The sequence below is a fragment of the Burkholderia sp. 4NA327C6 genome, from assembly GCF_005502655.1.
Taxonomy (GTDB): Bacteria; Pseudomonadota; Gammaproteobacteria; order Burkholderiales; family Burkholderiaceae; genus Burkholderia; species Burkholderia contaminans.
In genome coordinates, this window is the sequence record NZ_SCNZ01000017.1 from 1 (window position 1) to 23,986 (window position 23,986).

Consider the following 23,986-nt stretch of genomic DNA (forward strand, 5'->3'; position numbering starts at 1 on the left):
GTGCGCCGGTCACGCTTCGGGCGATGACTGTCGGCACGCAGCCAACCTGTCAGCTGTGCGGCCCAGTCGTCGATGACGCTCGGGCTGACGCGCTTCGGATACTTCGGCTCGACGGCATCAGTCTGCCGCAGCCAGCGGCGCACCGTGTTTCGGGACAGGCCCGTACGCCGCGCAATCTCGCGCAACGGGACCTTCTCGCGGAAATACATCCGCCTGATCTTGGCCAATATACCCACCGTGATCACCTTTGTATCCCCTGCTCAAAGATTGAGCAGAGCATTCAATCACGTGGGTCAAAATTCGATGAAAATTTCCAGCTCTAGTGGGTCAGTTCTGCCCGGACATCAACACGTTTATTTTATCGAGCGCCGAGGTCATCCTTTCGAACTCAATAGTGGCGAAAGATGCTCTTCGCACTGGACGTCGTCCCTCGTGCAACGAGATCTCGACCATCTTCCTTAACTCCCTCACTTCCGCCTGCATCAATTCAATGGCAAAAAACTCCTTCCCATCTTTAAGTTCAGGGATACGTGCAGCGCTATCTAAAGCGAGTAATTTCACGATCGAGTTAACATTTCCCGCTTCAGAATCAGCTGCGACAGTCGCCACAATCGCCTCACTCAACTCCTCCTGTGTCTTCAACACCTCGTGATACCTCATCTCCTTCGAGTATTCAAGATAGCGAAGCGGAGCGATATCGAATATTCTTGGCGTCCCCTTCTCCTGAAGCAAAACGACTGGCTTATCAAATGCCTGCCTAATACCTAGCTCAAAAAGAACATTCGGATTTCTAGTACTCAAATCACAGATCGCTACCGGCGCCTCTATGAGTTTCTTGAGAATATCAAGATGAATAAGGTTCGACGCCTTTACTTCATCGGCACGCACTGCCCTATAGCCTGCGAGCGCGCATGCAGGAGCCACAATGTCGTCATAAACATGCTTAAAATGCCCCTGCGGATAACCGTCGGCGTCTGCGATAGGCATAATTGCAAAGCAGCTTTTCCCTATCGAATCAGGTTGTGGAGTTGCCATGGCTCGTTATATTTTTACAATTTAGCGTGTAGCGCCCGTCTACTTGAAGCGCCGATTACAATTTATTTGTCGAACACACTGACATTTGTGAGATCTAGACGAACATGCTTCTCGCCCGGCGAAGAGAACGACTCCTCTTTAATCGTGACGCCCGCTTGTTGCAAACATGCGATAACCGCCAGCTTCATTGCTTCAAAGTCCCCGTTCAAGACGTCGAACTCAACCCAATCATGAATATTCGATGTCCCTGCAATTTGGGTGCGCATAGCGGATGATTGTAGTCCGCCTGAAGCAAGACCCCGCTTAATGCGCTCAACGAATTTTTCAGAACACTCGATCCGTAGCCCTTCGTCTTCGTCATCATACAGAGAAATTTCGTTAGAAAATGCTGAAACTCCGCTCATGAATTCACCCCTTGTTATATTAAAATCCAAGTCTAACAAAAATCAAAAATCACCAGATGATCCATCCCCGCCATCAGTGACCCAATACTCACACAACCGCAATCAGTAATTCAGACACACTTGCACCCAAATGCACTGCAGTGCCCATGCTATCGAGGCATAAGTCCGGATGTGCCGAGAAGCAGCCTTCCAATGGGTTGAAACTGGCATCCAGGAACCTCCAATCGTTGTGTGCCCGCGCATCCGAGATATGCAGCACGGCCGGGAAGGCCGGGGCGCACGGGGATCTTTGCGCGCAATGTTCCAGATGGTGGCATAGCTAGCAAGATGAGCCGAACCTACGCTCCCCGTCCATCGCCCTTCTCCAACATTATCTCCAAAAAAACATAGATTCTGGAGATAGATTTGGAGACAGCCAAAGCCTTGCCAGACAAGGATGACAGGCGAAGTAAGGTATTTATCTCCAACTCTCCAGAATGTTTTGCTTCCGGCGGCCGACGAAATTGTGTACATCGCTCCTTCGGCCTATGCGCTGTTGCCGGTTGGTATTTATGTTGGTATCTACGCATCGGTAACGCTCAAAGCGCCCACTCAGCCTAGAGATATGGATTCTGTCGGGCCAGCAATACCCCATCCCGGCCTTACGCGACTAGCCTCTTCGCCGGATTTGGCGTCAATTTGGCGCCATAGCGAATTACTTCGTCTCATCTCATGTTCCACAAGCCAAAAGGGCCGCCCCTCCCGGTATCGTATGATGTATGCCGATCGGAATCGGGGAGCGAGCCGTATGGCGTCAGTGACTATCGATATGGGGTCTGGGAAGCGAGCCAAGTTGTCTAACAACGGTGGAGTAAGTCGATCTGCGGAGCAGCGGGCGGCCGTCTCAGAATTGATGCTCCATTGGCCGAAGTATTCGGGGCTGATGACAGGGGCCGTTGGCTATCTCCGAGAATTGGGACTAGCGGGGTCACTCTCCGGCGATCCCGTAGCCGCGCTCAGGTCCGCTATAGAGGACGGGAGAGTGTTCGTATCAATTGACCGTCCAACGGCCCGTGGCGGAGCGGCTGGAGGCACGCCCTCGACTCCGCCTTTCCCAAAGGCTAATAGGTTAGCCAGTGTGCCGGCGTCGGCCGGGCTACCGATGGATAAGCCGCTGCCGTCTTGGGCCACGCCTAGCGACGTATCGGCTGGCGAACTGATGAGCTACCTGCAAAGCGTTGTCGGAATTGGCGGCGCTGGTGGCGCCGCTGAATTCTCAGGAGGCGCGGATTTCACTGACGCAACCTCACTCAGTGATGCGTCGCCGTTCAATTATTCAGCGGACACGTTGGGCGACGCAGTTCAAGTTGCAGGGATCGACCGAGGCGATATGATGGCCTGCGACATCATCAAAGCCGAGTGCAAGGGCTCGGTGCTGCGTGAGTTTCCGGGGCAGTATTTGAATTCGACGCTCAACGAGATTCAAGGCGACGCGAGCGACGGTATCAAAGAGGCGCGTAAGGCGCTCAAGCTGCTCAACGATAATCGATTCAAGAAATAGGCGCCCGATATGACCACCAATACACTGTTTGATCTGCTCGACCGACTTGACTCCGCGAAAATTCATTACACCCTAAGCCGCAATCGACCCGATACGGTGTTGGTCTCGGTTACTGTAGTTGGGATGAGGGTCGAAGTAGACGTTTTCCGAGACGGGCACACCGAGGTTTGTGTTTTTCGAGGCACCGAAGAACCAACCGACGATGCCAATGCACTCGAACAGATCATCGAGGCGAATCGGGACTGAAACGGAATGCCCGCATGGCGCCTGCCACACCCGGCAAGCGCCATGCAATCAGTCTTGCATATTGAGTCGATCGCAATTCAGTTCTTCACTAGCTCAATACCCCAACACTGCGCCGACCGCCCATTTTTTGGAATGGCCTCCGAGCTGTACTTGCGATTGTTGATCGTATCCAGTGCAGTCATATAGCGATCAACAAGCGGATCGACAATACGCGCGAGATATGCGTCCTTATCGGCAGATGCCAGCAATGCCTCTCACAGACGTGCAGATATCGCATCAACAGGCCGCGCCAACTCGCCGTTTCCGCCACATCGCCGGCAACGGGCGGGGCGCGAAGATCCTGGATCTGCCGCCAACTTACTCGTCGAACGGCCCGGCTTCGAAGGTGGCCACTCCGTCGGCATACTCTCGCACCCATATATCGCGGTGATCCTCGCCAGAGCCCTTTACTGCGAACGACGCATTCGGTAGGCATGAAGCCAATTTGTCGAACAGCATGACGATCGCCATGCTGTTCAGATAGAACAGAGTTGAAGTTGGGAGAGCCGAACCACATGCTTCGGTGAGGTTGGTCAATACGTCGTGGCTTAGCGAATATTCGTCAAGAAACTTCAAGAGTTCCTCGCGGACACTGGCAACATTCAACGGCTCGCCATCGAACGGATGAACCCAAACCTGGGTGTGAAAACTCATTCGAACTTACTCCGTTATTTTTCTCATTCAAACACTGGCTCGTCACGGCGTGGTGAGCGATCCGTGATTGTTGACGATCTACCGACCATTGTCGATCGGCCAAGTTTGGGCTTTCGTGGGCAGTTCACCCTTCTCGAAGCGTGCCGAGCCTGCCGGTGAGCTACGGCTTCCATTCGCCGCAAATCACCAATCGATTGACTCTCCACATCAGCCCTAGTACACTTCGCGCCGCGGGGTGGAGCAGTCTGGCAGCTCGTCGGGCTCATAACCCGAAGGTCGTAGGTTCAAATCCTACCCCCGCAACCAATACCGAAGCCCGCTCTGCGAAAGCAAGCGGGCTTCTTGCTTTGCGCACGCACTACTGCGTGCTCGAAGCCTGCCAGCATCACATCCCGAGCGACGAACATTCAGCCTCCGACGCCCCCTGCGACACACGATCGCATCCCGCCCGATCGCCGCGGCCCCGCGCCACCCATTGCGTAGAATTCCGAACCTTCTTCAGCATCCGGACTCCCGCAATGATTCGAGCGATCGCGGCACTCGCCGCGCTTTCAGCCATGACCGGCTCGGCAAACGCCGCCGACACCCTCACCGCCCCCGCGAAGCAGCGCTACGTCAGCCCTGGCATCGCCAACATCACGAACGCAGCAGCGCCGCACGCGGCCCCCCCCTCGCCCGATTCACACTGCCGTGAACTGACCGCCGGGATCGACGCCGTCAAGCACGCCCCCGACCGCGGCCAGAAGATCGTGCGCGGGATGGGCCCGGACGGCAAGCCACGCAACGAACTGCGCGCTTACGACAAGCGCGCCGATCTCGAAACCGAACATCACCGGCTCGGCTGCCGATAACGAACGCAACACCGCCCGGTCGAAAAATCACGCCGGGCGTCGGCATTCACGCACTCACGCGTTCGCACCACCATCGATCGTCAACCCGGTGCCATTGATCGACCGCCCTTCCGGCCCGACGACGAACGCGACGAGCGCCGCGACGTCGTCGGCCTTGCCGTACTGCGGGATCGCCATCCGCGAACGCTGCGCACCGGCGTGTTCGCCGTCGGCCGGGTTCATGTCGGTATCCGTCGACCCCGGATGCACGATATTGACCGTGATGCCGCGCGAACCGAGATCGCGCGCGAGCCCCTGCGTCCAGCCGATCAGCGCGGCCTTGCTCGCCGCATAGAGGCTCATCCCCGCATCGGGCACGCGCGTGGCAAGGCAACTCCCGGTCGACACGATGCGCCCGCCCTCTCCGAGATGCCGCGCCGCCGCCTGCGACGCGACGATCACCGCACGCACGTTCACGTTCAGCGTCGCGTCGATATCGTCGAGCGTGAGGTCGTCCAGCGCGCCGGCCCGGAAAATCCCCGCGTTGTTGACGAGAATGTCGAGGCCGCCGAACGCCTCCGCCGCACGATCGACCGCGTCGCGTACGGCCACCGGATCGGCGCTGTCGGCCTGGATCGCAACGGCGCGACGGCCCAGAGCCTCGATGCCGGCGACGACGGCCTGCGCCCGCTCCGCCGATTTCTCATAGGTAATCGCGACGTCCGCGCCATCGGCCGCCAGCCGTTTCGCGATCGCCGCACCGATGCCGCGGCTGCCGCCCGTGATGAGTGCACGCTTGCCCTGAAGTCGGTTCATGTCGGTTCCTTTCCTTATTTATGTAACGACCGACACAGAATGTGGCAAGTTGCGCGACACAGTCAATTGATTTAATTTATCGATCGATACAGAAATCGACGAAGGGACGGACGCAATGGCTGAACGGGGCCGACCGAGAAGCTTCGACAAGGAAGCGGCGCTGGATCGCGCAATGGAGGTGTTCTGGCGCCTCGGCTACGAAGGCGCGTCGATGGCCGACCTGACGGCCGCGATGGGCATCGCGTCGCCGAGCCTGTATGCGGCGTTCGGCAGCAAGGAAGCGTTGTTCCGGCTGGCGCTCGAGCATTACAGCGCAACGGAAGGACGGGAAATCTGGGGGGGCGTAGAACAGGCCGGCAGCGCGCACGACGCCGTACGGAGCTACCTGATGGATACCGCCCGTGTGTTCACGCGGCGGTCGAAGCCGGCCGGCTGCCTGATCGTGCTGTCCGCACTGCATCCGGCCGAGCGTTCCGATACGGTCCGGCAAACGCTGATCGCGATGCGCGAGCGCACGGTGGAGAACCTGCGCGAGCGCCTCAGGCAAGGGGTCGCGACCGGCGAGATCGCCGCGCAAGCGAACCTCGACGCAATCGCGCGGTACTACGTCACGGTCCAGCAGGGGATGTCGATCCAGGCACGCGACGGTGCGAGCCGTCGCGATCTGGAGACCGTCGCGCAAGCCGCGCTGGCCGCGTGGCCAGCGCTCGTCGGCATGAATGGCGCGAGCGGCGCGTAGCGGCAGGACGCCGCCACGCGCGGCCGCGCCGCAACGTTACTGCTTCGCCGCGTGTTGCACGTCCTTCGACGCATGCCACACGCGATAGCGCACCTCGAAGCCTTCCGGCACATAGACGACGAGCGGCAGGCGGCTGTTGTAGCGCAGCAGCTGGCCGTCGCCGCGCACCTGCACGAACCGTTGTTGCGGCGCCTGGCCCGGGCATGCCATCAGCGTCGATGCCGGACCCTTCACGTCGGTGAGCTGGTAGTACGTATAGCCCCAGCCCTTCACGTCCTCGGCAGTCAGCTCGCCGCCGAACCATTGCTGGTTGCAGTCGGTCTGCAGCGTCTTGCCGATCATCAGTTCGACGCGCGCATCGCCTTCGTTCTCGAGCGCGGGCAGCGCGATCACGACGCGCTGCTGGCCGGCCGCTGCCTGCGGAAACATCTTGATCGACTCGGCCGTCACGGCGGGCGCGGAAGCGGGCCCCGCCACGCAGGCGGCGGCTGTCGTCACGCAGAAGGCGGCCAGTGCGGCCCGGATCGCGAATTTCATCGATGTACTCCTGGAAAAACAAAATGAGCTCCGGATGCTAACACTTCCGTCGCATGACCTTACGGCGCCGTAATTTGACGACACAATTGCAAACAGCTGGCAATCCCCTTGCGCGGTACTTATACGGGAACCAAGGAGAACATCATGCTGAAGCTCATTGCTGCCGCCGGCGTCGCGACCTTGCTGGCCGGCTGCGTCGTCGCCCCGGACGCCGGATACGGCTACGGTTACGGGCAGCCCTACTATTCCGATCCAGGCTACGCGTACGCGCCATCGCCCGTGTACGGCACGGTCAATATCTGGGGCGGTGGCGGCGGGCGCGACTGGGATCGCGGCCGGCGCGACTACCATCGCTGGGACGGCGACCGCGGCAACCGCGGCAACGGCTGGGGGCGCGGCGGCGGACACCGCGGTGGCGACTGGAACGATGGTGGCGAAGGCGGCGGCCATCGTCACTGACGCGCATTTGCAACCGTTTGTATCCGCGTAGTGCCCGTCGACGGCCGACGCGTCGTGCAAAAAAACGGACGACCGCACAAAAGACGAAGGCCCTCGCACGAAGCGAGGGCCTTTTGTCGTTCGGTGCGGTGAAGCGAACGGCGCCATCGCCGCCCGCTCACGCTTCGCTGGTCAGCCTGCTCACCAGCCGGCAGGCTGAGCGTAGCCACCCGACACGGGAGCGCCGCACACATACGCACGCTGGTAGCGGTCGTAGCAATAGTTCGGGCCGTCGTCCTGGTACTGCGCCTGCTGATAGGTCGGATACGCAGGCTGCTGGTATGCCGGCGCCTGGTAATACGTCGGCGGCTGATAGGCCGGCGCCTGGTACGCGGGCGCCTGGTACGCGACGGGCGGATTCATCGCGGACGACACGATCGCGCCGAGCACCGCGCCGCCGATCAAGGCGCCGATGACGGCGCCACTGTCACGGCCATGCGCGGACGCCGGGCCTGCCACGGCAAGCGAACCGGCAAGGACACACACTGCGGCAATTTTTTTCATGATGGACTCCCACGCGAAGTGGTACTGGATGCGATGCATTGTGGCGGCTTGCGGCCGTAATAGATGCAGCAAGTGGTAACGCGCGATTACCGGCATCACGCCCATCGAAATACGCGGTCGCCGTGCTACGATTTTCGGCATACAGGAGACGCCGTCATGCAGCCCGAAACCGCCCGCCGTTTCGATACCGAATTCGCCCCGCGCATCGCACAGGCCATCGCCGCCTTCTTCGCCGAACACGTGCTGACCGACGTCGTCCCGTATGGCGGCCACGGGCACCCGACGCGCGTGCAGATCCGCAGCGCGCCGCACGAGCACGTCAGCGGCTTCGACCATCCGCTGAACCTCGAGCTCACCTGGGACACCGACGAAATCGAGCGGCTGATGGAGCCGGACGGCCCGCAGCGCTTCGAGCACTACCTCGCCGCGCTGCCGAAAAAGCTGGGTGCATGGCAGAGCGCGCGCGACATCGATCTCCTGTCGCGCACGCAGGCCGACCCGCTCGTGCGGCTCGGCGGCCTCGACTTCGAAGGCTGAGTGCCGGCGTCGCGCGATGCGGCCCGGTGATACACTCGATCGGCCCCGCTCCGGTGCAGTTGCGCCGGCCGGGCCGCTCATCGCCGCCTCCACCCTTGCGCATGGTTGCGCACGCAACCGGCAACCGGGCGCGCGGACAATCACGCCTCTGCTCCCGCCATGAACGCCGATACCGGCCTGCCGCTTCCGCAACGCTACTGGGCGATCGTCTGCGTCGCACTGGGCATCACGCTCGCCGTGCTCGACGGCGCCATCGCGAACGTCGCGCTGCCGACGATCGCGCGCGACCTGCACGCATCCGACGCCGCGTCGATCTGGATCGTCAACGCGTACCAGCTCGCGGTCACGATCACGCTGCTGCCGCTCGCGTCGCTCGGCGAGCGCATCGGCTATCGCCGCATCTACATTGCCGGGCTCGCGCTGTTCACCGCGGCGTCGCTCGGCTGCGCGCTCGCCGGCTCGCTGCCGATGCTGGCCGTGATGCGCGTGATCCAGGGCTTCGGCGCGGCCGGCATCATGAGCGTCAACGCGGCGCTCGTGCGGATGATCTACCCGTCGTCGATGCTCGGGCGCGGGCTGTCGATCAATGCGATGGTGGTGGCGCTGTCGTCGGCGATCGGGCCGACGGTCGCGTCCGCGATCCTGTCGTTCGCCTCGTGGCCGTGGCTGTTCGCGGTCAACGTACCGATCGGCATCGCCGCGGTATTCGGCAGCCTGCGTGCGCTGCCGGCCAACCCGCTACACGATGCGCCGTACGATTTCGCGAGCGCGCTGATGAACGCGTGCGTGTTCGGGCTGCTGATCACGGCCGTGGACGGGCTCGGCCACGGCGAGGCCCATGCGTACGTCGTGGCCGAGCTGGCCGTCGCGTTCGTCGTCGGCTACTTCTTCGTGAAGCGCCAGCTGTCGCAGCCGGCGCCGCTCTTGCCGGTCGACCTGATGCGCATCCCGATGTTCGCGCTGTCGGTCTATACGTCGACGGCGTCGTTCACGTCGCAGATGCTCGCATTCGTCGCGCTGCCGTTCTGGCTGCAGAACTCGCTCGGCTTCTCGCAGGTCGAGACGGGCCTGTACATGACGCCGTGGCCACTCGTGATCGTGTTCGCCGCGCCGCTCGCGGGCGTGCTGTCGGATCGCTATTCGGCCGGCATCCTCGGCGGGATCGGGCTCGCGCTGTTCGCGGCCGGGCTGCTGTCGCTCGCGACGATCGGCGCGCATCCAGGCACCGTCGACATCGTGTGGCGGATGGCGCTGTGCGGGGCGGGCTTCGGGTTGTTCCAGTCGCCGAACAACCGCGCGATGCTGTCGTCGGCGCCGCGCGAACGCAGCGGCGGCGCGGGCGGCATGCTGAGCACCGCGCGGCTGACCGGGCAGACGCTCGGCGCCGCGCTCGTCGCATTGATTTTCGGGCTCGTGCCCGATCGCGGGCCGACGATTGCACTCTATGTCGCGGCGGCATTCGCGGCGGTGGCCGCGGTCGTCAGCATGCTGCGCATCACGTCGCCACAGCCGGACACGGCGACCTGACGCCGCCGCGCACCGCATGCGCGGCCGGGCATCATGCCGCGTCGAGCGCGTCCAGTACGAACCGCACGCGCGTCTTCACACTCTCGCGCGGCAGTTCGATCAGCCGATAGCCGTATGACGTGTAGCACTCGACCATCGCGTCGTAGGTGCGCACGGCTTCGGCGAAATCCTGCCGGCGCTCGGTGTCCTGCGCATAGATATCCGGCCACGGCGGCGCGATGAACACGCGCCGGTGGTAGCGGAAACGGCGAGCCGAAGCTTCCGCATGCGCGGGCACTGCGAGCCCTGTCAGCCGCAGATAGCCGATCACGTCCGGCACGCCTCGATCGAAGAACACGGGCCCGCGCGCGCGGCGTGCGAGATCGTATGAACGCATCTCCCAGCTCAGCATCAGTTCGGCGAACGCCGCCGGGTCCCGCCACGGCAACGCCTGGCCGTCGATCGCCATCTGGTCGCGGATCACCCCGCGCCCAGCTTCCTGCGAGCGCGCGAAACCGGCGCGCTCGAGCGCGTCGAGCAACGTGCTCTTGCCCGACCCCGGGCCACCGGTCACGACGAAGAAGCGGCGGGTAGCGTCGTCCTCCACGCCGGGCGCCGGTCCAAACTCACGCATGCGCAACCCGACGGCCCGCGCGCCGCGTGACCGACGCGGCCGCCGCGACACTGCGCAAATCGGCGACGAACGTATCGCGCCAGACCGACAGGTCGTTCGCGCGCAGCCGTGCGAGGTTTTCCTCGTGGCGCGCCTGCCGCTCGGCGAGCGGCATCGACAGCGCGCGCTCGAGCGCCTCGGCCATCTGCGACAGGTCGTACGGATTGACGAGGAGCGCGCCGGTCAGCTCGGCTGCCGCGCCCGCGAACTCCGACAGCACGAGCACGCCCGGATCGGCCGGATCCTGCGACGCGACGTACTCCTTCGCGACGAGATTCATCCCGTCGCGCAGCGGCGTCACGTAGCCCACCTGCGACATCCGGAAGAACGCCATCAGCAGGTTACGCTCGTACTTGCGGTTCAGGTACTGGATCGGCGTCCAGTCGAGCTGCGAGAAGCGGCCGTTGATGCGGCCGGCCTCGCCTTCGAGCGTTTCGCGAATGTCCTGATAGGTCTTCACGTCGGACCGCGTCGGCGGTGCGATCTGCAGGAGCGACACGCGCCCCTGCCAGCCCGGCGCGTTCGCGAGCATCCGCTCGAACGACTGGAAGCGCTCGACGAGCCCCTTCGAATAATCGAGGCGGTCGACGCTCATCACCAGCTTGCGGCCGTCGAGCGCCTCGCGCAGCATCTTCACCGGCTTGCGCGTGCCGTACTGGACGGCCGCCTGCGCGATCGCGTCGGGATGCACGCCGATCGGATAGGCGGCGACCTTCACGACGCGGCCATGCGCGTGCAGCATCCCGTCGTCGCTCGCCGCGCCGATCCCGCGCCGCTCGATGTAGTCGGTAAACGCCTGTTTGTCGGCCTCGGTCTGGAAGCCCGCGACGTCGTAAGCGCACATGAACTTCACGAGCTCCTCGTGCGGCGGCACGAGACGCAGCATGTCGGGTGACGGAAACGGAATGTGCAGGAAGAAACCGATCGGGTTCTTCACGCCGAGTTCGCGCAGGTAATGCGCGAACGGCAACAGGTGATAGTCGTGCACCCAGATCAGGTCGTCGGGGCGCAGCAATGCGGCGAGCTGTTTCGCGAGCATCGCGTTCACGCGCAGATAGCCCGCGTACTCCTGGCGGTCGAAGCGCGCGAGATCGCCGCGGTAATGGAACACCGGCCACAGCGTCGCATTCGAGAAGCCGCGATAGTACTGGTCGTAGTCGCGCCGGGTCAGCCCGACCGTCGCGTAGGTGACGTTGCCGTCCCGCTGGATTGCGGGCTCGGTGTCGGGTGCGTCGACGATCTCGCCGTTCCAGCCGAACCAGACGCCGCCCGTTTCCTTCAGTGCGTCCATCACGCCGACGGCCAGGCCGCCCGCGCTCGGGCGCGTATCCTCGCCGGCGGCGACACGATTCGATACCACGATCAATCTGCTCATGCGATTTCCCCTCCTCGATTCGATTGGCTGGCGCGCGACGCGCGCCCAAGCAGGCGCGGCGGCCCGAAGGCGGCCGCGCGGCGACTCAGTTCCGAGAATTGCAATGAAATACGGCGATGGAATGCGGCGACGACCGCATCAGGCGTCCTGCTCCTGACCGAGGTCGCGTTGATAGTCGAGCCCTTCCGGGCGAGCGCCACCCTGGTTGTGATCGCCGTCCGACGGCGTCTCGTCCGGCGCGCCCGCAGGCGGTGCCGATGGCGCGTCGGCCTGCGGACGCGGCCGGTTTTCCGGATGGTCGGCCGCCGCGTCAGGCGGCCGGTGTGACAACTGTTTCGAACGGCGCATGGCTGGGTGTCTCATATGCGGCGCGGCTCGAGGCCGTCGTAGAAACATTCCATAGCAAAACAGTCTAGGTCGCCTGATCGCATCCGAAGGTAACAATTACCTTCAATTTGTAACGTTTCGACCCCTCGGCGCTCATCCATCCGACAATGACGCCGCCCGCGCGCACGCGGCCTGCCGCACGGCGATTTGTCAAAGCTTTGCAATTTTCCTATGACAATTGCGAAACAATGACGCGGCATGACGGCGTGCATGCGACGCCGCTCACCCAGACAGGACTTGCACTCAGGGATGAACATTCGTTTCGAATCGCCGCGCCGGGCCACGCCGGCGCGCGTCGTGCTGGCCGTGATCGCCACGGCCGCACTGCTGTCCGGCTGCAACTCGCTGTACAGCGAGGGCGCGACAGCCGGCGCCGGTATCGCGGGCGCCGCGATCGCCTCCAAGGTCACCAACAACGCTGCGGTTGCGACGGGCATCGGTCTCGGCGCCGTCGCCGGCGCGCGGGCGGGCGTCCAGTACTCGCAGCGCGTCGCGCACCGTTACACCCAGGAACAGATCGCGAAGGCGGCGGGCCCGCTCGACGTGGGCGGCGTCGCGCCGTGGTCGACGCACCACTCGTTCCCGATCGAGGACGATGAGCAGGGCCGCGTGACGGTCAGCCGGATGATCAGCATCGGCCCGCTCGACTGCAAGGAAATCGTGTTCGCGGTCGATACGGCCGCGAAGCCCGACAAGCCGGCGCAATCGGCGTTCTACGTCGCCACGATCTGCCGCGACGGCCCCGTGTGGAAATGGGCGTCGGCCGAGCCGGCGACCGAACGCTGGGGCGCATTGCAATGAGCGTCGCGCTCCGTATCGCGGCCATCGGCGCGCTGTGTGCGGCAACGGCCACGCTGTCGGGCTGCGGGTCGGTCGGCGCGGCGAGCGGCGCGCTCGCCGGCGCGGCGACGGGCCTCGTCACCGCGAACCCGGCGGTCGGCGTGGGTGTCGGGATTGCCGTGCAGGCCGCGACCGACGAAGCCGTCAACCGCACGATGAAGCAGCTCCATCAGAACCAGCAGGACGCGATCGCGAAGACGGCCGGCAGCCTGGCCGTCGGCGAAGTGAAGCCGTGGAAGGTGAAGAACACGCTGCCGCTCGAAAACGGCGAAGGCGAAGTCCGCGTCACGCGCGCGTACGCGTCGGCGCTCGCGATCTGCAAGGAATTCGCGTTCTCGGTGAAGGACGGCGACAAGGCCGACTGGTATTTCGCGAATGCGTGCCAGCAAGGCACGCACTGGAAGTGGGCGTCGGCGGAACCGGCGGTCGACCGGTGGGGGAATCTGCAGTAACCGTGCGATACGCCGCGCATGACGCGCGGCGCATACGCACAAGCCGGGCTGTACAGCCCGGCACGTCGATCAGGACTCGACGTCCTCGAGGCTGAAAATCTCGGTCTGGTCGTTGTACGAGAAGATCTCGCCATAACGGCCCCAGTCGATCACCGCGTCGAGCGTCTCCTCGGCGGCGCCGTCCGACAGGAAATCCTCCAGCTCCTGCTCGAAGCGCACGCGCGGCGCACGATGGCCCGGGCGCTCGTTCAGCACCTTCTTGATCCGCGCCGCGAGCGGCACGTGCTTCAGCAGGTGATCCGCGAACATCAGCTTGCGCTCCTGCGTGCCGAATTCCGCAAACACGCGCCCCGGCGGCGTCAGGAACACGTCCCCTTCCCGCACGTCCGCGAAGCCGAGGTACTGCAGCACTTCGGCGATCGGGAACAGATCGTCGACTTCCAGATGCAGCGTACGTGCGATTTCCGGCATGTCCGCGCGGCCGTGGTACGGCGCCATCGCAAGCGTCTCGATCAGGCCGGCCATCAGGTTGGTCGACACCTGCGGCAGCCAGCTGCCAAGCTCCAGCCCCTTCTTCGTCGCCTCGTTGGTCTGACGCGCCGTCATCTTCGCGTAGATGTCGTCGACGAGCTTGCGGAACGCCGGGTCGAGCCGGTTGCGCGGATGCTTGAACGGCACCTTGATCTCGGCGATCACGCGGCCCGGGTTCGACGACAGCACGAGGATCCGGTCGCACATGAACACCGCTTCCTCGATGTTGTGCGTGACGATCAGCACCGACTTGATCGGCATCCGGCCTTGCGTCCACAGGTCGAGCAGGTCGGTACGCAGCGTCTCGGCCGTCAGCACGTCGAGTGCGGAGAACGGCTCGTCCATCAGCAGGATCGTCGGGTCGACGACGAGCGCACGCGCGAAGCCGACGCGCTGGCGCATGCCGCCCGACAGCTCGCGCGGGTACGCGTTCTCGAAACCGTCGAGGCCGATCAGGTCGATCGCGGCCAGCGCGCGCTCGCGGCGCTCGCGCGCGCCGACGCCAAGCGCCTCGAGGCCCGCTTCCACGTTCTGCAGCACGGTGAGCCACGGGAACAGCGCGAAGGTCTGGAACACCATCGCGACGCCTTCGGCGGGGCCGGTCAGCGGCTTGCCGAGATAGGTCACTTCCCCGCCGGTCGGCTCGATCAGCCCGGCGATGATGCGCAACAGCGTCGACTTGCCCGAGCCGGAACGGCCGAGCAGGCCGACGATCTCGCCCTCGCGCAGCGACAGGTTCGCATCGTCGAGCACGAGCAGTTCGCCCTGCGTCTTGTTGAAGCCGCGACAGACATGATCGACGCGCAGGATTTCCTCACCAAGGCGCGGCGGTTGGTTCGTCTGGACGGGGGCGTTTACAGCATTCGGATTGTGCATCGCGTTTCGCTCTCAATCGGTCTCAGTCGAGCCGCAGCTTCGCTTCGGCGAAGGCATACAGCGGCCGCCACAGCAGGCGGTTGAACAGGGTGACGAACAGGGACATCACGGCGATGCCCAGGATGATCTTCGGAAAATCGCCGGCGGCGGTGGTCTGCGCGATATAGGCACCGAGGCCGTGCGCCTCGATCTTGGTATTGCCCCACTGCACGGCTTCCGACACGATGCTCGCGTTCCACGCGCCGCCCGAGGCGGTGATCGCGCCGGTCACGTAGTACGGGAAGATGCCGGGCAGGATCGCCTGCCGCCACCACTGCCAGCCACGGATACGGAAGTTCGTCGCCGCTTCGCGATAGTCGTTCGGGTAGGACGTCGCGCCGGCAATCACGTTGAACAGGATATACCACTGCGTGCCGAGCACGATCAGCGGCGACAGCCAGATGTCGGCGTTCAGGTGGAAGCGCGCGATCACGATCACGAACGCCGGGAACAGCAGGTTCGCCGGGAACGCCGCGAGGAACTGCGCGAGCGGCTGCAGCTTCTCCGCCAGCCTCGGGCGCAGCCCGATCCACACGCCGACCGGCACCCAGATCAGGGACGCAATCGCGATCAGCACGGCCACGCGCAGCAGCGTGATGAGCCCGAGCACGAGCACGTGGCCGACCTCGGCCAGCGTCACGCCGGTCGACACGAAGCTGACCACGCGCCACACGACATAGGCCGTGCCGATCAACACGAGAATCGCCCACGCGATGTCGACCGTACGTGACGCCTTCTTCTCGACACGCGGCAGCGAAAAACGCATCGCGCCCGACAGCGGCAGGCGCAGCGGAATCCGCGCGGCTTTCGCGAAGAACCAGCCCGCCGGCACGAGCAGCTGATGAATCAGGCGCGTGCGACGCACGAGGTCGAGCAGCCACGACTCCGGCGCGTTGCCCGAGCTGGTGTTCTCCATCCGGAACTTGTCGGCCCACGCGACGAGCGGGCGGAACAGGAACTGATCGTACGCGAGGATCACGACCGACATCGTGAGGATCACCCAGCCGACCGCGCCGAGGTTCTTGTCCGCGATCGCCTGCGCGAGATACGCGCCGACGCCCGGCAACGTGATGGTCTGGTTGCCGACGGTGATGGCCTCCGACGCGACGACGAAGAACCAGCCGCCCGACATCGACATCATCATGTTCCAGATCAGCCCCGGCATCGAGAACGGCACTTCGAGCTTCCAGAAGCGCTGCCAGGAGGTCAGATGAAAGCCCCGCGACACTTCGTCCAGATCGCGCGGCACCGTGCGCAGCGACTGGTAGAAACTGAACGTCATGTTCCACGCCTGGCTCGTGAAGATCGCGAAGATCGCCGCGAGCTCGGCGCCGAGCACGCGGCTCGGGAACAGCGCGAGGAAGAACGTGACCGTAAACGAGATGAAGCCGAGCACCGGCACCGACTGCAGGATGTCGAGGATCGGGATCAGCACCATGCCGGCACGCCGGCTTTTCGCGGCGAGCGTGCCGTAGATCAGCGTGAACGCGAGCGACGCGACCATCGCGGCGAGCATCCGCAGCGTGGTACGCAGCGCGTATTCGGGCAGGTTCGCCGGATCGAGCGAGATCTTCTGCGTCTGCAGGGTGCCGATCGGCGCCATCGTTTCGTGGAAGCCGACGACCGCCATCGCGATCAGGCAGATGATCAGCGGAAACGCGATGAAATCCCACCGGTTCGGCAGGACGCGCCACGCGGACGCGTTGGCGGTCCGGTTCGGATTGAAGAATCCGACGTCCATCAGGCGCCCTCCCCGGTAAGGCCGGACGAAGCCGGCAGTCGATGTTGATTCATGGCAAAGCGCACGGGTGCGGTAATTCGATTGACTGACGATCGCGCGCGAGCGCGGTGCGCCGTGCGTGCATGCGCTGCCGCGCGCCGGACGAGCCGGCCCGCGACGGCACGACACTACACCAACCTGTATTTCAGGTACAACCGTCCGGGAGCGGCGCAGGCGGCGCACGGATCGTGCCTGGCGCGCGGGCGGCTGGCGGGTGCGCGGGTCGAGCAGCCCGGCCGCAATCTTTCGGCCGGCATGCAGGCCCGAATTATGCCGTGATCCGGCCCGCCCGGGAACCCGCCAGCCGCACGTGCGCGCAAACCATGTCGGACGTCACCAGCCGGATACGACTATGCGGGTATGATCAGGGCTGGCCCTTGGGGTCTGTGGCGGCCGTTTCGATGGCCACGCATGCGTGTGCCCTCTGTCAGCAAGCCCTGGGGATCGATCGACGAGCGGGAGGAAAGGGAATGGCAGGAAACTTGGTGATCGTCTGTCGCGATCAGGATGCCGACGCGTTCTACGAACTGATGCAGGAGTACGGGTCGTTCCAGACGCGGCTGTCGTCGACGGCGTGGTACCTGAACATGAACGTCGTGCCGGAATCGCTGCAGGAGGAAATCCTGGAGCGCCTCGGCCGGTATACGACCGTCTACATCTTCGAGGCCACCACCGTGACCTACAACACCATCGACAGCAACGCGGCCGAGACGCTCGGCACGCTGTTCGGCGAATGATGCCGCGCGGCGCCAGCCCGGCCGGGTTGGCGCCGCAGCCGCTCATGCGGCCTGTGCGTGGGGTTCGTCCTTCGGCACGACCTCGAACGGGAACGTCATCGCGACGCGCAGGCCGCCTTCGGGACGGTTGCCGATGTCGCACGCCCCGCCCAGCCTGAGTACGAGCCGCTCGACGATCGCGAGCCCGAGCCCGCTGTGGCCGTTGCCGCCGCGCGCCGGGTCGAGCCGCACGAACGGCCGCGTGGCCGCCGCGAGGTCGCGCGGCGCGATCCCGCCGCCGCTGTCGCTGACCGACAGCACATAGCCGGCCGGCGTGCGCGCCGTCTCGACGAGCACGGGCGGCGCACCGTACGCATGCGCGTTGTCCAGCAGGTTCGACAGGATCCGGTCGAGCGTCGCCGTCGGCAGCCGGAAGCCCGGATCGGCGTCGAGCCGAGTCTGCACCGTCGGCGCGTTCGGCGCGACCGCGCGATAGCTGCGCGCGATCCGCTCGCACGCCTGATCGACGGGCACCGGCTCGCTGCGATCGGACCCGCCGTGCGCAAACACCAGGAATTGATCGACGATGTGCGACATCGAATCGACGTCGCGCACGACGCCATCGCGCAACCGGGCGTCGTCCATCATTTCCGCCCGCAGCCGCATCCGCGCAAGCGGCGTGCGCAGGTCGTGCGCCACGCCCGCCAGCATCACCGCCCGGTCGCTCTCGGCCTGCGACACCTGTTCCACCATCTGGTTGAAGCCATGCGTGAGCTGGCGCAGCTCGCGCGGGCCGCGCTCACGCAGCGGCGGCACCGGCTGGCCGCGGCCGAAGCGCGCGACCGCGCGTGCCAGCGAACGCAGCGGCTGCTGCAGCTGCCAGGCCGCGAACAGCGCCGCGATCACGCCGGCCGAGAAGATCGTGCCGAGCCACAACAGCATCCGGTCGAGCGAGCGCGGCGGCCGCAGCGGCTGCACCGGCACCACGATCCAGTTGCGGTCGGTCGGCTCCTTTACCCACAGCACCGGCGGATGGCCGGGCGCGCCGATCTCGACACGCGTGCCTGGCGGCATCCGCTCGCTCACGTCGTCGCGGAACCGCTTGAGCGGCGCCGGCAGGCTCGACGGATCGCCGTTCGGCACGTCGGCGCTGTCCGGCGCCACGAGCCGCACGCGCGACGGCAACGGCTGGTCGGGCGTGCGCTCGACGTGCTGGCGCACGGCGTCGACCAGAAACGCGGCCTCTTCGACCGCGTAACGCGTCTGCATCTGGCTGCGCTCGAGCCGCATCGCGAAAAACCACGCGAAGTGCGACAGGAGCAGGACACCGATGACGAGTAGCGCCAGCCGCCCGAACAGTGAATCAATGGGTTTGCGCATGGGCCTCGCCGTCGGGCACGAACACGTAGCCGCGCCCGCGAACCGTCTGGATGAAGCGCGGCGTCGACGGATCCGTTTCGAGGATGCGGCGCAGGCGCCACACCTGGACGTCGATGCCGCGGTCGGTGCCGTCGTACTCGGGCCCGTGCAGCAGCTCGAGCAGCCGCTCGCGCGTGAGCGTGCGCAGCGCATGGTTCACGAAGATCTTCAGCAGCGCGAATTCACTGCTTGACAGCGTGGCCGGCTTGCCGTCGACCGACAGCGTGCGCGCCTGGAAATCGAGCACGAAGCGGCCGAACGCGAACGGCTCGCGCTGTTCGGGCGCCGCGGCCGACGGCGTCGCGCGGCGGCGGCGCAGCACGGCCTGCACGCGCGCGAGCAGCTCGCGCGGGTTGAACGGCTTGCCGAGGTAGTCGTCCGCGCCGAGCTCGAGCCCGACGATGCGGTCGACGTCGTCCGCACGCGCGGTCAGCATGATCACGGGGATGTCGTCGCCGGCCGCGCGCAACTGGCGCAGCGCGGTCAGGCCGTCGACGCCCGGCATCATCAGGTCCAGCACGATCAGGTCGGGCCGCTCGCGCTCGAGGCGCTTCTCGAGCGTCGCCGCGTCGTGCAGCACGGACACTTCCATCCCCTGGCGCACGAGGTAGTCGCGCAGCAGGTCTCGGAGTTCTTGGTCGTCGTCGACGATGAGGATCTGGGTAGTCATGGCTCGAAGTTTACCGCGCGAGGGCGGAGTCGAAGAACGAAACAAAGGGACGAAAGGGTTACTGCGGGTTACCGCGCAAGGGAACTGTAATGCGCGGTAACCCGGCCACCGCCCCACGTAACACCGGCCGCGGCCCGCATCGCTAACCTGCGTCTTACCGGATGCGGCACCCGTTTTCCCGGTACCGCATCGCCGGACCCTTTGGATACAAGGAGTTTCTGAAATGTATAAGAAGACTTCCCGCGTGGCCATCGCGGCCGCCACCGTGCTCGCTCTCGCATTCGGCACCGCGCATGCCGCGCAGCCCGACGACATGCCGCCTCCGGGCGGCCCCGGCATGCACCAGATGCACGGCGGACATGAAGGCGGCCCGTTCGGCGCGATCATGAAACTGCACGACCAGCTGAAGCTCAATGCGTCGCAGGAGCAGCAATGGCAGGCGGCCGTCAACACGATGAAGCAGAACCGTGACGCGATGCGCAAGAGCCACGAGCAGATGCGCGACCAGTTCAAGGCGCAGCAGAACCAGCCGATCCTCGACCTGAGCGCACTGCACTCTGCACGCCAGCAGGCCGAGGCGCAGAACGCGCAACTGCGCGAGCAGACGTCGGCCGCGTGGCTCACGTTCTACAACGGGCTGAACGACCAGCAGAAGACGACGGTCAGCACGGCGCTCAAGCAGCAGTTCGCGAAGATGGAACAGCGCCACGAGAAGATGAAGGAGCGCTGGGAGCAGCATCGCGCGGCCAAGGCCACGTCGGCGCCGGCGCAGTAAGCCGGCGGGCCGCTCCGCGGAGCGGCATCGAAGGGGACGCGGGCACCAGCCCGCGTCCCCTTTTTTTCGTTTCAGGCGACGTCGAACAGCAGCACCTCGGCCGCCCGGCCGCGCGCGAACGCCACCGCGTTCACGCCGCCGATCCGCACGCCATCGCCCGCGGCCAGCGCGCTGCCGTTCACCTCGAGGTCGCCGCGCACCACGTGCACGTACGCGCGGCGGCCGGCCGGCACGTCGAACGCCGCCTCCTCGTCGCCGTCGATCAGCCCCGAGAAGATGCGGGCGTCCGCACCGAGCGGCAGCGCACCGTCGCCACCGTTCGGCGCCGCCACCAGCCTCAGCCGCCCGCGTCTCTCGCCGTCGGCAAAGCGCGTCTGCCCGTAGCCGGGCCGGCCACCCGCCCCGGCCGGCGCGAGCCAGATCCGCAGCAGGCGCAACGGCTCGTCACACGATGCGTTGGTTTCGCTCAGCATGACGCCGGTGCCGGCGCTCATGCACTGCACGCCGCCCGCGCGCACGATCGCCCCGTTGCCGAGGCTGTCGCGATGCGCGAGCGCGCCGTGGATCACGTAGGTGACGATTTCCGCGTCGCGGTACGGCCGCATCCCGTAGCCGCGGGTCGGCGCGATGCATTCCTCGTTCAGTTCGCGCAACGCGCCGAACGCCGACGGCCCGCTCCGGCCGGACGCCCAAGGAAAGCTGTGAAGGAATTCGTGCCACCCTTGGCTGCGCTGGTCGCGATCGGCGGCGCGGCGGATCTGGAACATGGGACGGACACTCCATGAGATGCGTGGTTCTGGCATGCCGTCACTGTATGAGTGTGCCAATCGCGCCACAATCCGCCACCTGCGCACCGCATCGTTGCACCCGCGAATGCAATTGATGCAATACCCATTGTGAATACGGCGATTATCGCAACAGCCGGATCAATGCGTCGAAGAATCGATCGGTCGGCCAGGATTGCCGGTTTCCGGGTATCGCGTTCGGGTAAAATACCGGCCTTTTGGCGTTCGCCGTTCCGGCGGCCGTCATTGCCAACGCGCCGATCGGCGATTTTTGGCCGTCTAGAATACGCCGCGGCGCCCGGTCCGACCGGCCGCGAGCGCTCCCCGGAAAGTCAGCAACAGAAGGATGGAAATGAAGAAGGCCGCCCTGTGCGCCGCCCTCGCCCTCGTGGCGGGCAGCGCCTTCGCGAAGGAGTGGAAGACCGTGCGGATCGGCGTCGACGCCAGCTACCCGCCGTTCGAGTCGACCGCGCCGAGCGGCGAGATCGTCGGTTTCGACGTCGATCTCACCAAGGAAATCTGCAAGCGAATCAACGTGAAATGCGTGTGGGTGGCGCAGGATCTCGACGGGATCATCCCGGCGCTGAAGGCGAAGAAGTACGACGTCATCGTGTCGTCGCTGACCGTCACGGACAAGCGCCGCGAACAGATCGACTTCTCCGACAAGGTATATGACGCACCGGCGCGGATGATCGCGAAGACCGGCTCGCCGCTGCTGCCTACCGTCGCGTCGCTGAAGGGCAAGCGCGTGGGCGTCGAGCAGGGCTCGACGCAGGAGACCTATGCGAAGGCGTACTGGGAGCCGCAGGGCGTGACGATCATTCCTTACCAGAACCAGGACCAGGTCTATGCCGATCTCGGCTCGGGCCGTCTCGACGCGACGCTGCAGGACGAACTGCAGGCCGACTACGGCTTCCTGCGCACGCCGCGCGGCAAGGGCTTCGCGTTTGCCGGGCCGGAAGTGAAGGATCCGAAGACGATCGGCGACGGCACCGCGATCGGCCTGCGCAAGGAAGACACGGACCTGAAGCTCAAGATCAACCAGGCGCTGGCCGACATGCACAAGGACGGCACGTACGACCGGCTGTCGCACAAGTATTTCGCGTTCAGCGTCTATTCGGCTTCGGCCCGCTGAGCGACGAATAGAAGAAACGACGGATGCGGGGGCGGCCCCGCATCCGGTCAGTACAGGCAGTCAATCACGCGCCGCCCGCCTCCTGCCCGCCGTTCGCGCGACGGGCGGGCCCGGCACCGATGCCGGGGCGGACGGTCATGATACGCACGGGGCGTTCCGCGCAGCTTGGGCGGAACGCGTCTTTCGCGGCGCACCGCGTGCGCCCTAAGGGACCACACCAGGGACCACTCAATGTTTCTACAAGGTTACGGCCCGCTGATCCTCGCTGGCACCTGGCAAACCGTCAAACTGGCGGTGCTTTCGCTTGCGCTGTCGTTCCTGCTGGGCCTGCTCGGCGCGGGCGCGAAGCTGTCGCGCAACCGCTTCACGAATGGTGTCGGCACCGTCTACACGACGCTGATCCGCGGCGTGCCCGACCTCGTGCTGATGCTGCTGCTGTTCTACAGCCTGCAGATCTGGCTGAACATGGCGACCGACGCACTCGGCTGGGACCAGATCGACATCGACCCGTTCCTCGCCGGCGTGCTCGTGCTCGGCTTCATCTACGGCGCGTACTTCACCGAGACGTTCCGCGGCGCGTTCCTGTCGGTGCCGCGCGGCCAGCTCGAGGCCGGCAGCGCGTACGGGATGACGAACTGGCAGGTGTTCACGCGGATCATGTTCCCGCAGATGATGCGCTTCGCGCTGCCGGGCATCGGCAACAACTGGCAGGTGCTCGTGAAGTCGACCGCGCTCGTGTCGATCATCGGCCTGGCCGACGTCGTGAAGGCGTCGCAGGACGCCGGCAAGGGCACGCTGCGGTTCTTCTTCTTCACGCTGATCGCAGGTGCCGTCTACCTCGCGATCACGACGATCTCGAACTTCGTGCTGATGTGGCTCGAAAAGCGCTACTCGACCGGCGTCCGCAAGGCTGACCTATGATCGAACTCATCCAAGAATACTGGCGCAACTATCTCTACACCGACGGCTATCGCATAACCGGTGTCGCGATCACGTTGTGGCTGCTGGTCGTGTCGATCGGCCTCGGCTTCTGCCTGTCGATACCGCTCGCGGTCGCGCGCGTGTCGAAGAAGAAGTGGCTGTCGGGCGCCGTGTGGCTCTACACGTACGTGTTCCGCGGCACGCCGCTCTACGTGCAGCTGCTGCTCTGCTACACGGGCCTCTACAGCCTGCAGGCGGTGCGCGGCACGCCGATGCTCGACGCGTTCTTCCGCGACGGGATGCACTGCACGCTGCTCGCGTTCACGCTGAACACCTGCGCGTACACCACCGAGATCTTCGCGGGTGCGATCAAGGCGACGTCGTACGGCGAGATCGAAGCCGCGCGCGCGTACGGGATGTCGACGTTCACGATGTATCGCCGCGTGATCCTGCCGTCGGCGCTGCGCCGCGCGCTGCCGCTGTACAGCAACGAAGTGATCCTGATGCTGCACGCGACCACCGTCGCGTTCACGGCGACCGTGCCGGACATCCTGAAGATCGCCCGCGACGTGAACTCGGCGACCTACATGTCGTTCCATGCGTTCGGCATCGCCGCCCTGCTCTACCTCGCGATCTCGTTCACGCTCGTCTGGCTGTTCCGCCAGGCCGAGCGCCGTTGGCTCGCGTATCTGCGCCCGCAAGGCAAGTAAGTTTTCGCAGGACTATT

29 protein-coding genes and 1 tRNA gene are annotated in these 23,986 nt (G+C 65.0%); 15 read left to right on the forward strand and 15 right to left on the reverse strand.

The window, feature by feature from the left end:
* The 3 genes from FFS49_RS18540 to FFS49_RS18550 all read right to left on the reverse strand — a co-directional run.
* Positions 1–236 (reverse strand): helix-turn-helix domain-containing protein (locus FFS49_RS18540; protein WP_171026786.1); only part of this gene is annotated, 236 nt, incomplete at its 3' end.
* 91 nt (positions 237–327) lie between these two features.
* Positions 328–1,035, reverse strand: coding sequence for a hypothetical protein (locus tag FFS49_RS18545; RefSeq protein ID WP_175918236.1), 708 nt, complete (start codon positions 1,033–1,035; stop codon positions 328–330).
* A gap of 62 nt (positions 1,036–1,097) precedes the next feature.
* The gene (locus FFS49_RS18550) at positions 1,098–1,439 is read right to left on the reverse strand and encodes a hypothetical protein (protein ID WP_137909842.1); all 342 of its coding nucleotides are present in this window, start codon (positions 1,437–1,439) and stop codon (positions 1,098–1,100) included.
* Positions 1,440–2,637: 1,198 nt separating this feature from the next.
* On the opposite strand from FFS49_RS18550, the gene FFS49_RS42390 reads away from it, so the two are divergent.
* Both FFS49_RS42390 and FFS49_RS18560 read left to right on the forward strand, forming a co-directional pair.
* Entirely contained in the window at positions 2,638–2,979 is a 342-nt protein-coding gene (locus tag FFS49_RS42390) for a hypothetical protein (RefSeq protein ID WP_198113215.1), read from the forward strand.
* Between the two features lie 9 nt (positions 2,980–2,988).
* On the forward strand, positions 2,989–3,225 hold the full coding sequence (locus FFS49_RS18560) for a hypothetical protein (RefSeq protein WP_069248565.1): 237 nt from the start codon (positions 2,989–2,991) through the stop codon (positions 3,223–3,225).
* Between the two features lie 357 nt (positions 3,226–3,582).
* On the opposite strand, the gene FFS49_RS18565 is transcribed toward FFS49_RS18560, so the two are convergent.
* Positions 3,583–3,918, reverse strand: a complete 336-nt coding sequence (locus FFS49_RS18565; RefSeq protein ID WP_224755799.1) for a hypothetical protein — start codon at positions 3,916–3,918, stop codon at positions 3,583–3,585.
* A gap of 229 nt (positions 3,919–4,147) precedes the next feature.
* Here FFS49_RS18565 and FFS49_RS18570 point away from each other — a divergent pair.
* Both FFS49_RS18570 and FFS49_RS18575 read left to right on the forward strand, forming a co-directional pair.
* Positions 4,148–4,224: transfer RNA gene (locus tag FFS49_RS18570), tRNA-Met, on the forward strand.
* A 212-nt stretch (positions 4,225–4,436) separates the two neighbouring features.
* Complete coding sequence (locus tag FFS49_RS18575; RefSeq protein ID WP_039370328.1) at positions 4,437–4,769, forward strand: hypothetical protein; 333 nt, start codon at positions 4,437–4,439, stop codon at positions 4,767–4,769.
* 54 nt (positions 4,770–4,823) lie between these two features.
* On the opposite strand, the gene FFS49_RS18580 is transcribed toward FFS49_RS18575, so the two are convergent.
* Positions 4,824–5,564, reverse strand: a complete 741-nt coding sequence (locus tag FFS49_RS18580) for an SDR family NAD(P)-dependent oxidoreductase (protein ID WP_105815024.1) — start codon at positions 5,562–5,564, stop codon at positions 4,824–4,826.
* A gap of 115 nt (positions 5,565–5,679) precedes the next feature.
* On the opposite strand from FFS49_RS18580, the gene FFS49_RS18585 reads away from it, so the two are divergent.
* The gene (locus tag FFS49_RS18585) at positions 5,680–6,303 is read left to right on the forward strand and encodes a TetR/AcrR family transcriptional regulator (RefSeq protein ID WP_105815025.1); all 624 of its coding nucleotides are present in this window, start codon (positions 5,680–5,682) and stop codon (positions 6,301–6,303) included.
* A 36-nt stretch (positions 6,304–6,339) separates the two neighbouring features.
* On the opposite strand, the gene eco is transcribed toward FFS49_RS18585, so the two are convergent.
* Positions 6,340–6,840, reverse strand: coding sequence for a serine protease inhibitor ecotin (eco, locus tag FFS49_RS18590; protein ID WP_071334813.1), 501 nt, complete (start codon positions 6,838–6,840; stop codon positions 6,340–6,342).
* A 144-nt stretch (positions 6,841–6,984) separates the two neighbouring features.
* Here eco and FFS49_RS18595 point away from each other — a divergent pair, with 144 nt between their 5' ends.
* Positions 6,985–7,299: a hypothetical protein gene (locus FFS49_RS18595; RefSeq protein ID WP_105815026.1), complete on the forward strand. Its 315-nt coding sequence runs from the start codon at positions 6,985–6,987 to the stop codon at positions 7,297–7,299.
* 180 nt (positions 7,300–7,479) lie between these two features.
* Here the strand turns inward: FFS49_RS18595 and FFS49_RS18600 are convergent, their stop codons facing one another.
* Positions 7,480–7,881 (reverse strand): hypothetical protein, encoded by a 402-nt coding sequence (locus FFS49_RS18600; protein WP_071334814.1) that lies wholly within the window; start codon positions 7,879–7,881, stop codon positions 7,480–7,482.
* A gap of 117 nt (positions 7,882–7,998) precedes the next feature.
* Between FFS49_RS18600 and FFS49_RS18605 the strand changes: the two genes are divergently transcribed.
* Together FFS49_RS18605 and FFS49_RS18610 are read left to right on the forward strand one after the other, a co-directional pair.
* Entirely contained in the window at positions 7,999–8,379 is a 381-nt protein-coding gene (locus FFS49_RS18605; protein WP_039368496.1) for a DUF5594 family protein, read from the forward strand.
* 159 nt (positions 8,380–8,538) lie between these two features.
* Complete coding sequence (locus FFS49_RS18610) at positions 8,539–9,906, forward strand: MFS transporter (protein ID WP_071334815.1); 1,368 nt, start codon at positions 8,539–8,541, stop codon at positions 9,904–9,906.
* A gap of 31 nt (positions 9,907–9,937) precedes the next feature.
* On the opposite strand, the gene FFS49_RS18615 is transcribed toward FFS49_RS18610, so the two are convergent.
* The 3 genes from FFS49_RS18615 to FFS49_RS18625 form a co-directional block, all read right to left on the reverse strand.
* Entirely contained in the window at positions 9,938–10,519 is a 582-nt protein-coding gene (locus FFS49_RS18615; RefSeq protein ID WP_046546262.1) for an AAA family ATPase, read from the reverse strand.
* Positions 10,512–11,933, reverse strand: a complete 1,422-nt coding sequence (gene otsA / locus FFS49_RS18620; RefSeq protein ID WP_039368502.1) for an alpha,alpha-trehalose-phosphate synthase (UDP-forming) — start codon at positions 11,931–11,933, stop codon at positions 10,512–10,514. Before otsA ends, FFS49_RS18615 begins: the two co-directional genes overlap by 8 nt.
* Positions 11,934–12,071: 138 nt before the next feature.
* On the reverse strand, positions 12,072–12,281 hold the full coding sequence (locus FFS49_RS18625) for a hypothetical protein (protein ID WP_071334817.1): 210 nt from the start codon (positions 12,279–12,281) through the stop codon (positions 12,072–12,074).
* A gap of 288 nt (positions 12,282–12,569) precedes the next feature.
* On the opposite strand from FFS49_RS18625, the gene FFS49_RS18630 reads away from it, so the two are divergent.
* Together FFS49_RS18630 and FFS49_RS18635 are read left to right on the forward strand one after the other, a co-directional pair.
* Positions 12,570–13,121, forward strand: a complete 552-nt coding sequence (locus tag FFS49_RS18630) for a hypothetical protein (protein WP_046196936.1) — start codon at positions 12,570–12,572, stop codon at positions 13,119–13,121.
* Entirely contained in the window at positions 13,118–13,612 is a 495-nt protein-coding gene (locus tag FFS49_RS18635) for a hypothetical protein (protein WP_089495406.1), read from the forward strand. Before FFS49_RS18630 ends, FFS49_RS18635 begins: the two co-directional genes overlap by 4 nt.
* A gap of 69 nt (positions 13,613–13,681) precedes the next feature.
* Here the strand turns inward: FFS49_RS18635 and FFS49_RS18640 are convergent, their stop codons facing one another.
* The gene (locus FFS49_RS18640) at positions 13,682–15,019 is read right to left on the reverse strand and encodes a nitrate/sulfonate/bicarbonate ABC transporter ATP-binding protein (RefSeq protein WP_137909843.1); all 1,338 of its coding nucleotides are present in this window, start codon (positions 15,017–15,019) and stop codon (positions 13,682–13,684) included.
* Positions 15,020–15,041: 22 nt separating this feature from the next.
* Positions 15,042–16,799 (reverse strand): ABC transporter permease subunit, encoded by a 1,758-nt coding sequence (locus FFS49_RS18645; protein WP_071334819.1) that lies wholly within the window; start codon positions 16,797–16,799, stop codon positions 15,042–15,044.
* 509 nt (positions 16,800–17,308) lie between these two features.
* On the opposite strand from FFS49_RS18645, the gene FFS49_RS18650 reads away from it, so the two are divergent.
* Positions 17,309–17,575: a hypothetical protein gene (locus FFS49_RS18650; RefSeq protein WP_011545926.1), complete on the forward strand. Its 267-nt coding sequence runs from the start codon at positions 17,309–17,311 to the stop codon at positions 17,573–17,575.
* A 42-nt stretch (positions 17,576–17,617) separates the two neighbouring features.
* Here FFS49_RS18650 and FFS49_RS18655 read toward each other — a convergent pair whose 3' ends face one another.
* Positions 17,618–18,934 (reverse strand): ATP-binding protein, encoded by a 1,317-nt coding sequence (locus FFS49_RS18655; RefSeq protein ID WP_071334820.1) that lies wholly within the window; start codon positions 18,932–18,934, stop codon positions 17,618–17,620.
* A complete protein-coding gene (locus FFS49_RS18660; protein WP_009693256.1) occupies positions 18,918–19,643 on the reverse strand; it encodes a response regulator in 726 nt (241 codons plus the stop codon). Before FFS49_RS18660 ends, FFS49_RS18655 begins: the two co-directional genes overlap by 17 nt.
* Before the next feature lie 223 nt (positions 19,644–19,866).
* Between FFS49_RS18660 and FFS49_RS18665 the strand changes: the two genes are divergently transcribed.
* Positions 19,867–20,418, forward strand: coding sequence for a periplasmic heavy metal sensor (locus FFS49_RS18665; RefSeq protein WP_105816181.1), 552 nt, complete (start codon positions 19,867–19,869; stop codon positions 20,416–20,418).
* A 71-nt stretch (positions 20,419–20,489) separates the two neighbouring features.
* On the opposite strand, the gene FFS49_RS18670 is transcribed toward FFS49_RS18665, so the two are convergent.
* Positions 20,490–21,185 carry a pirin family protein gene (locus FFS49_RS18670; protein ID WP_105816182.1) on the reverse strand — a complete coding sequence of 232 codons (696 nt, stop codon included), beginning with the start codon at positions 21,183–21,185 and terminating at the stop codon, positions 20,490–20,492.
* Positions 21,186–21,555: 370 nt separating this feature from the next.
* Between FFS49_RS18670 and FFS49_RS18675 the strand changes: the two genes are divergently transcribed.
* The 3 genes from FFS49_RS18675 (at position 21,556) to FFS49_RS18685 (ending at position 23,969) form a co-directional block, all read left to right on the forward strand.
* Positions 21,556–22,338: an ABC transporter substrate-binding protein gene (locus FFS49_RS18675; RefSeq protein ID WP_039368529.1), complete on the forward strand. Its 783-nt coding sequence runs from the start codon at positions 21,556–21,558 to the stop codon at positions 22,336–22,338.
* A gap of 231 nt (positions 22,339–22,569) precedes the next feature.
* Positions 22,570–23,259, forward strand: coding sequence for a histidine ABC transporter permease HisQ (gene hisQ / locus FFS49_RS18680; protein ID WP_021158491.1), 690 nt, complete (start codon positions 22,570–22,572; stop codon positions 23,257–23,259).
* The gene (locus FFS49_RS18685) at positions 23,256–23,969 is read left to right on the forward strand and encodes an ABC transporter permease (RefSeq protein ID WP_039368534.1); all 714 of its coding nucleotides are present in this window, start codon (positions 23,256–23,258) and stop codon (positions 23,967–23,969) included. The genes hisQ and FFS49_RS18685 overlap by 4 nt, the downstream gene beginning before the upstream one ends.
* The last annotated feature ends 17 nt before the right edge of the window (positions 23,970–23,986 follow it).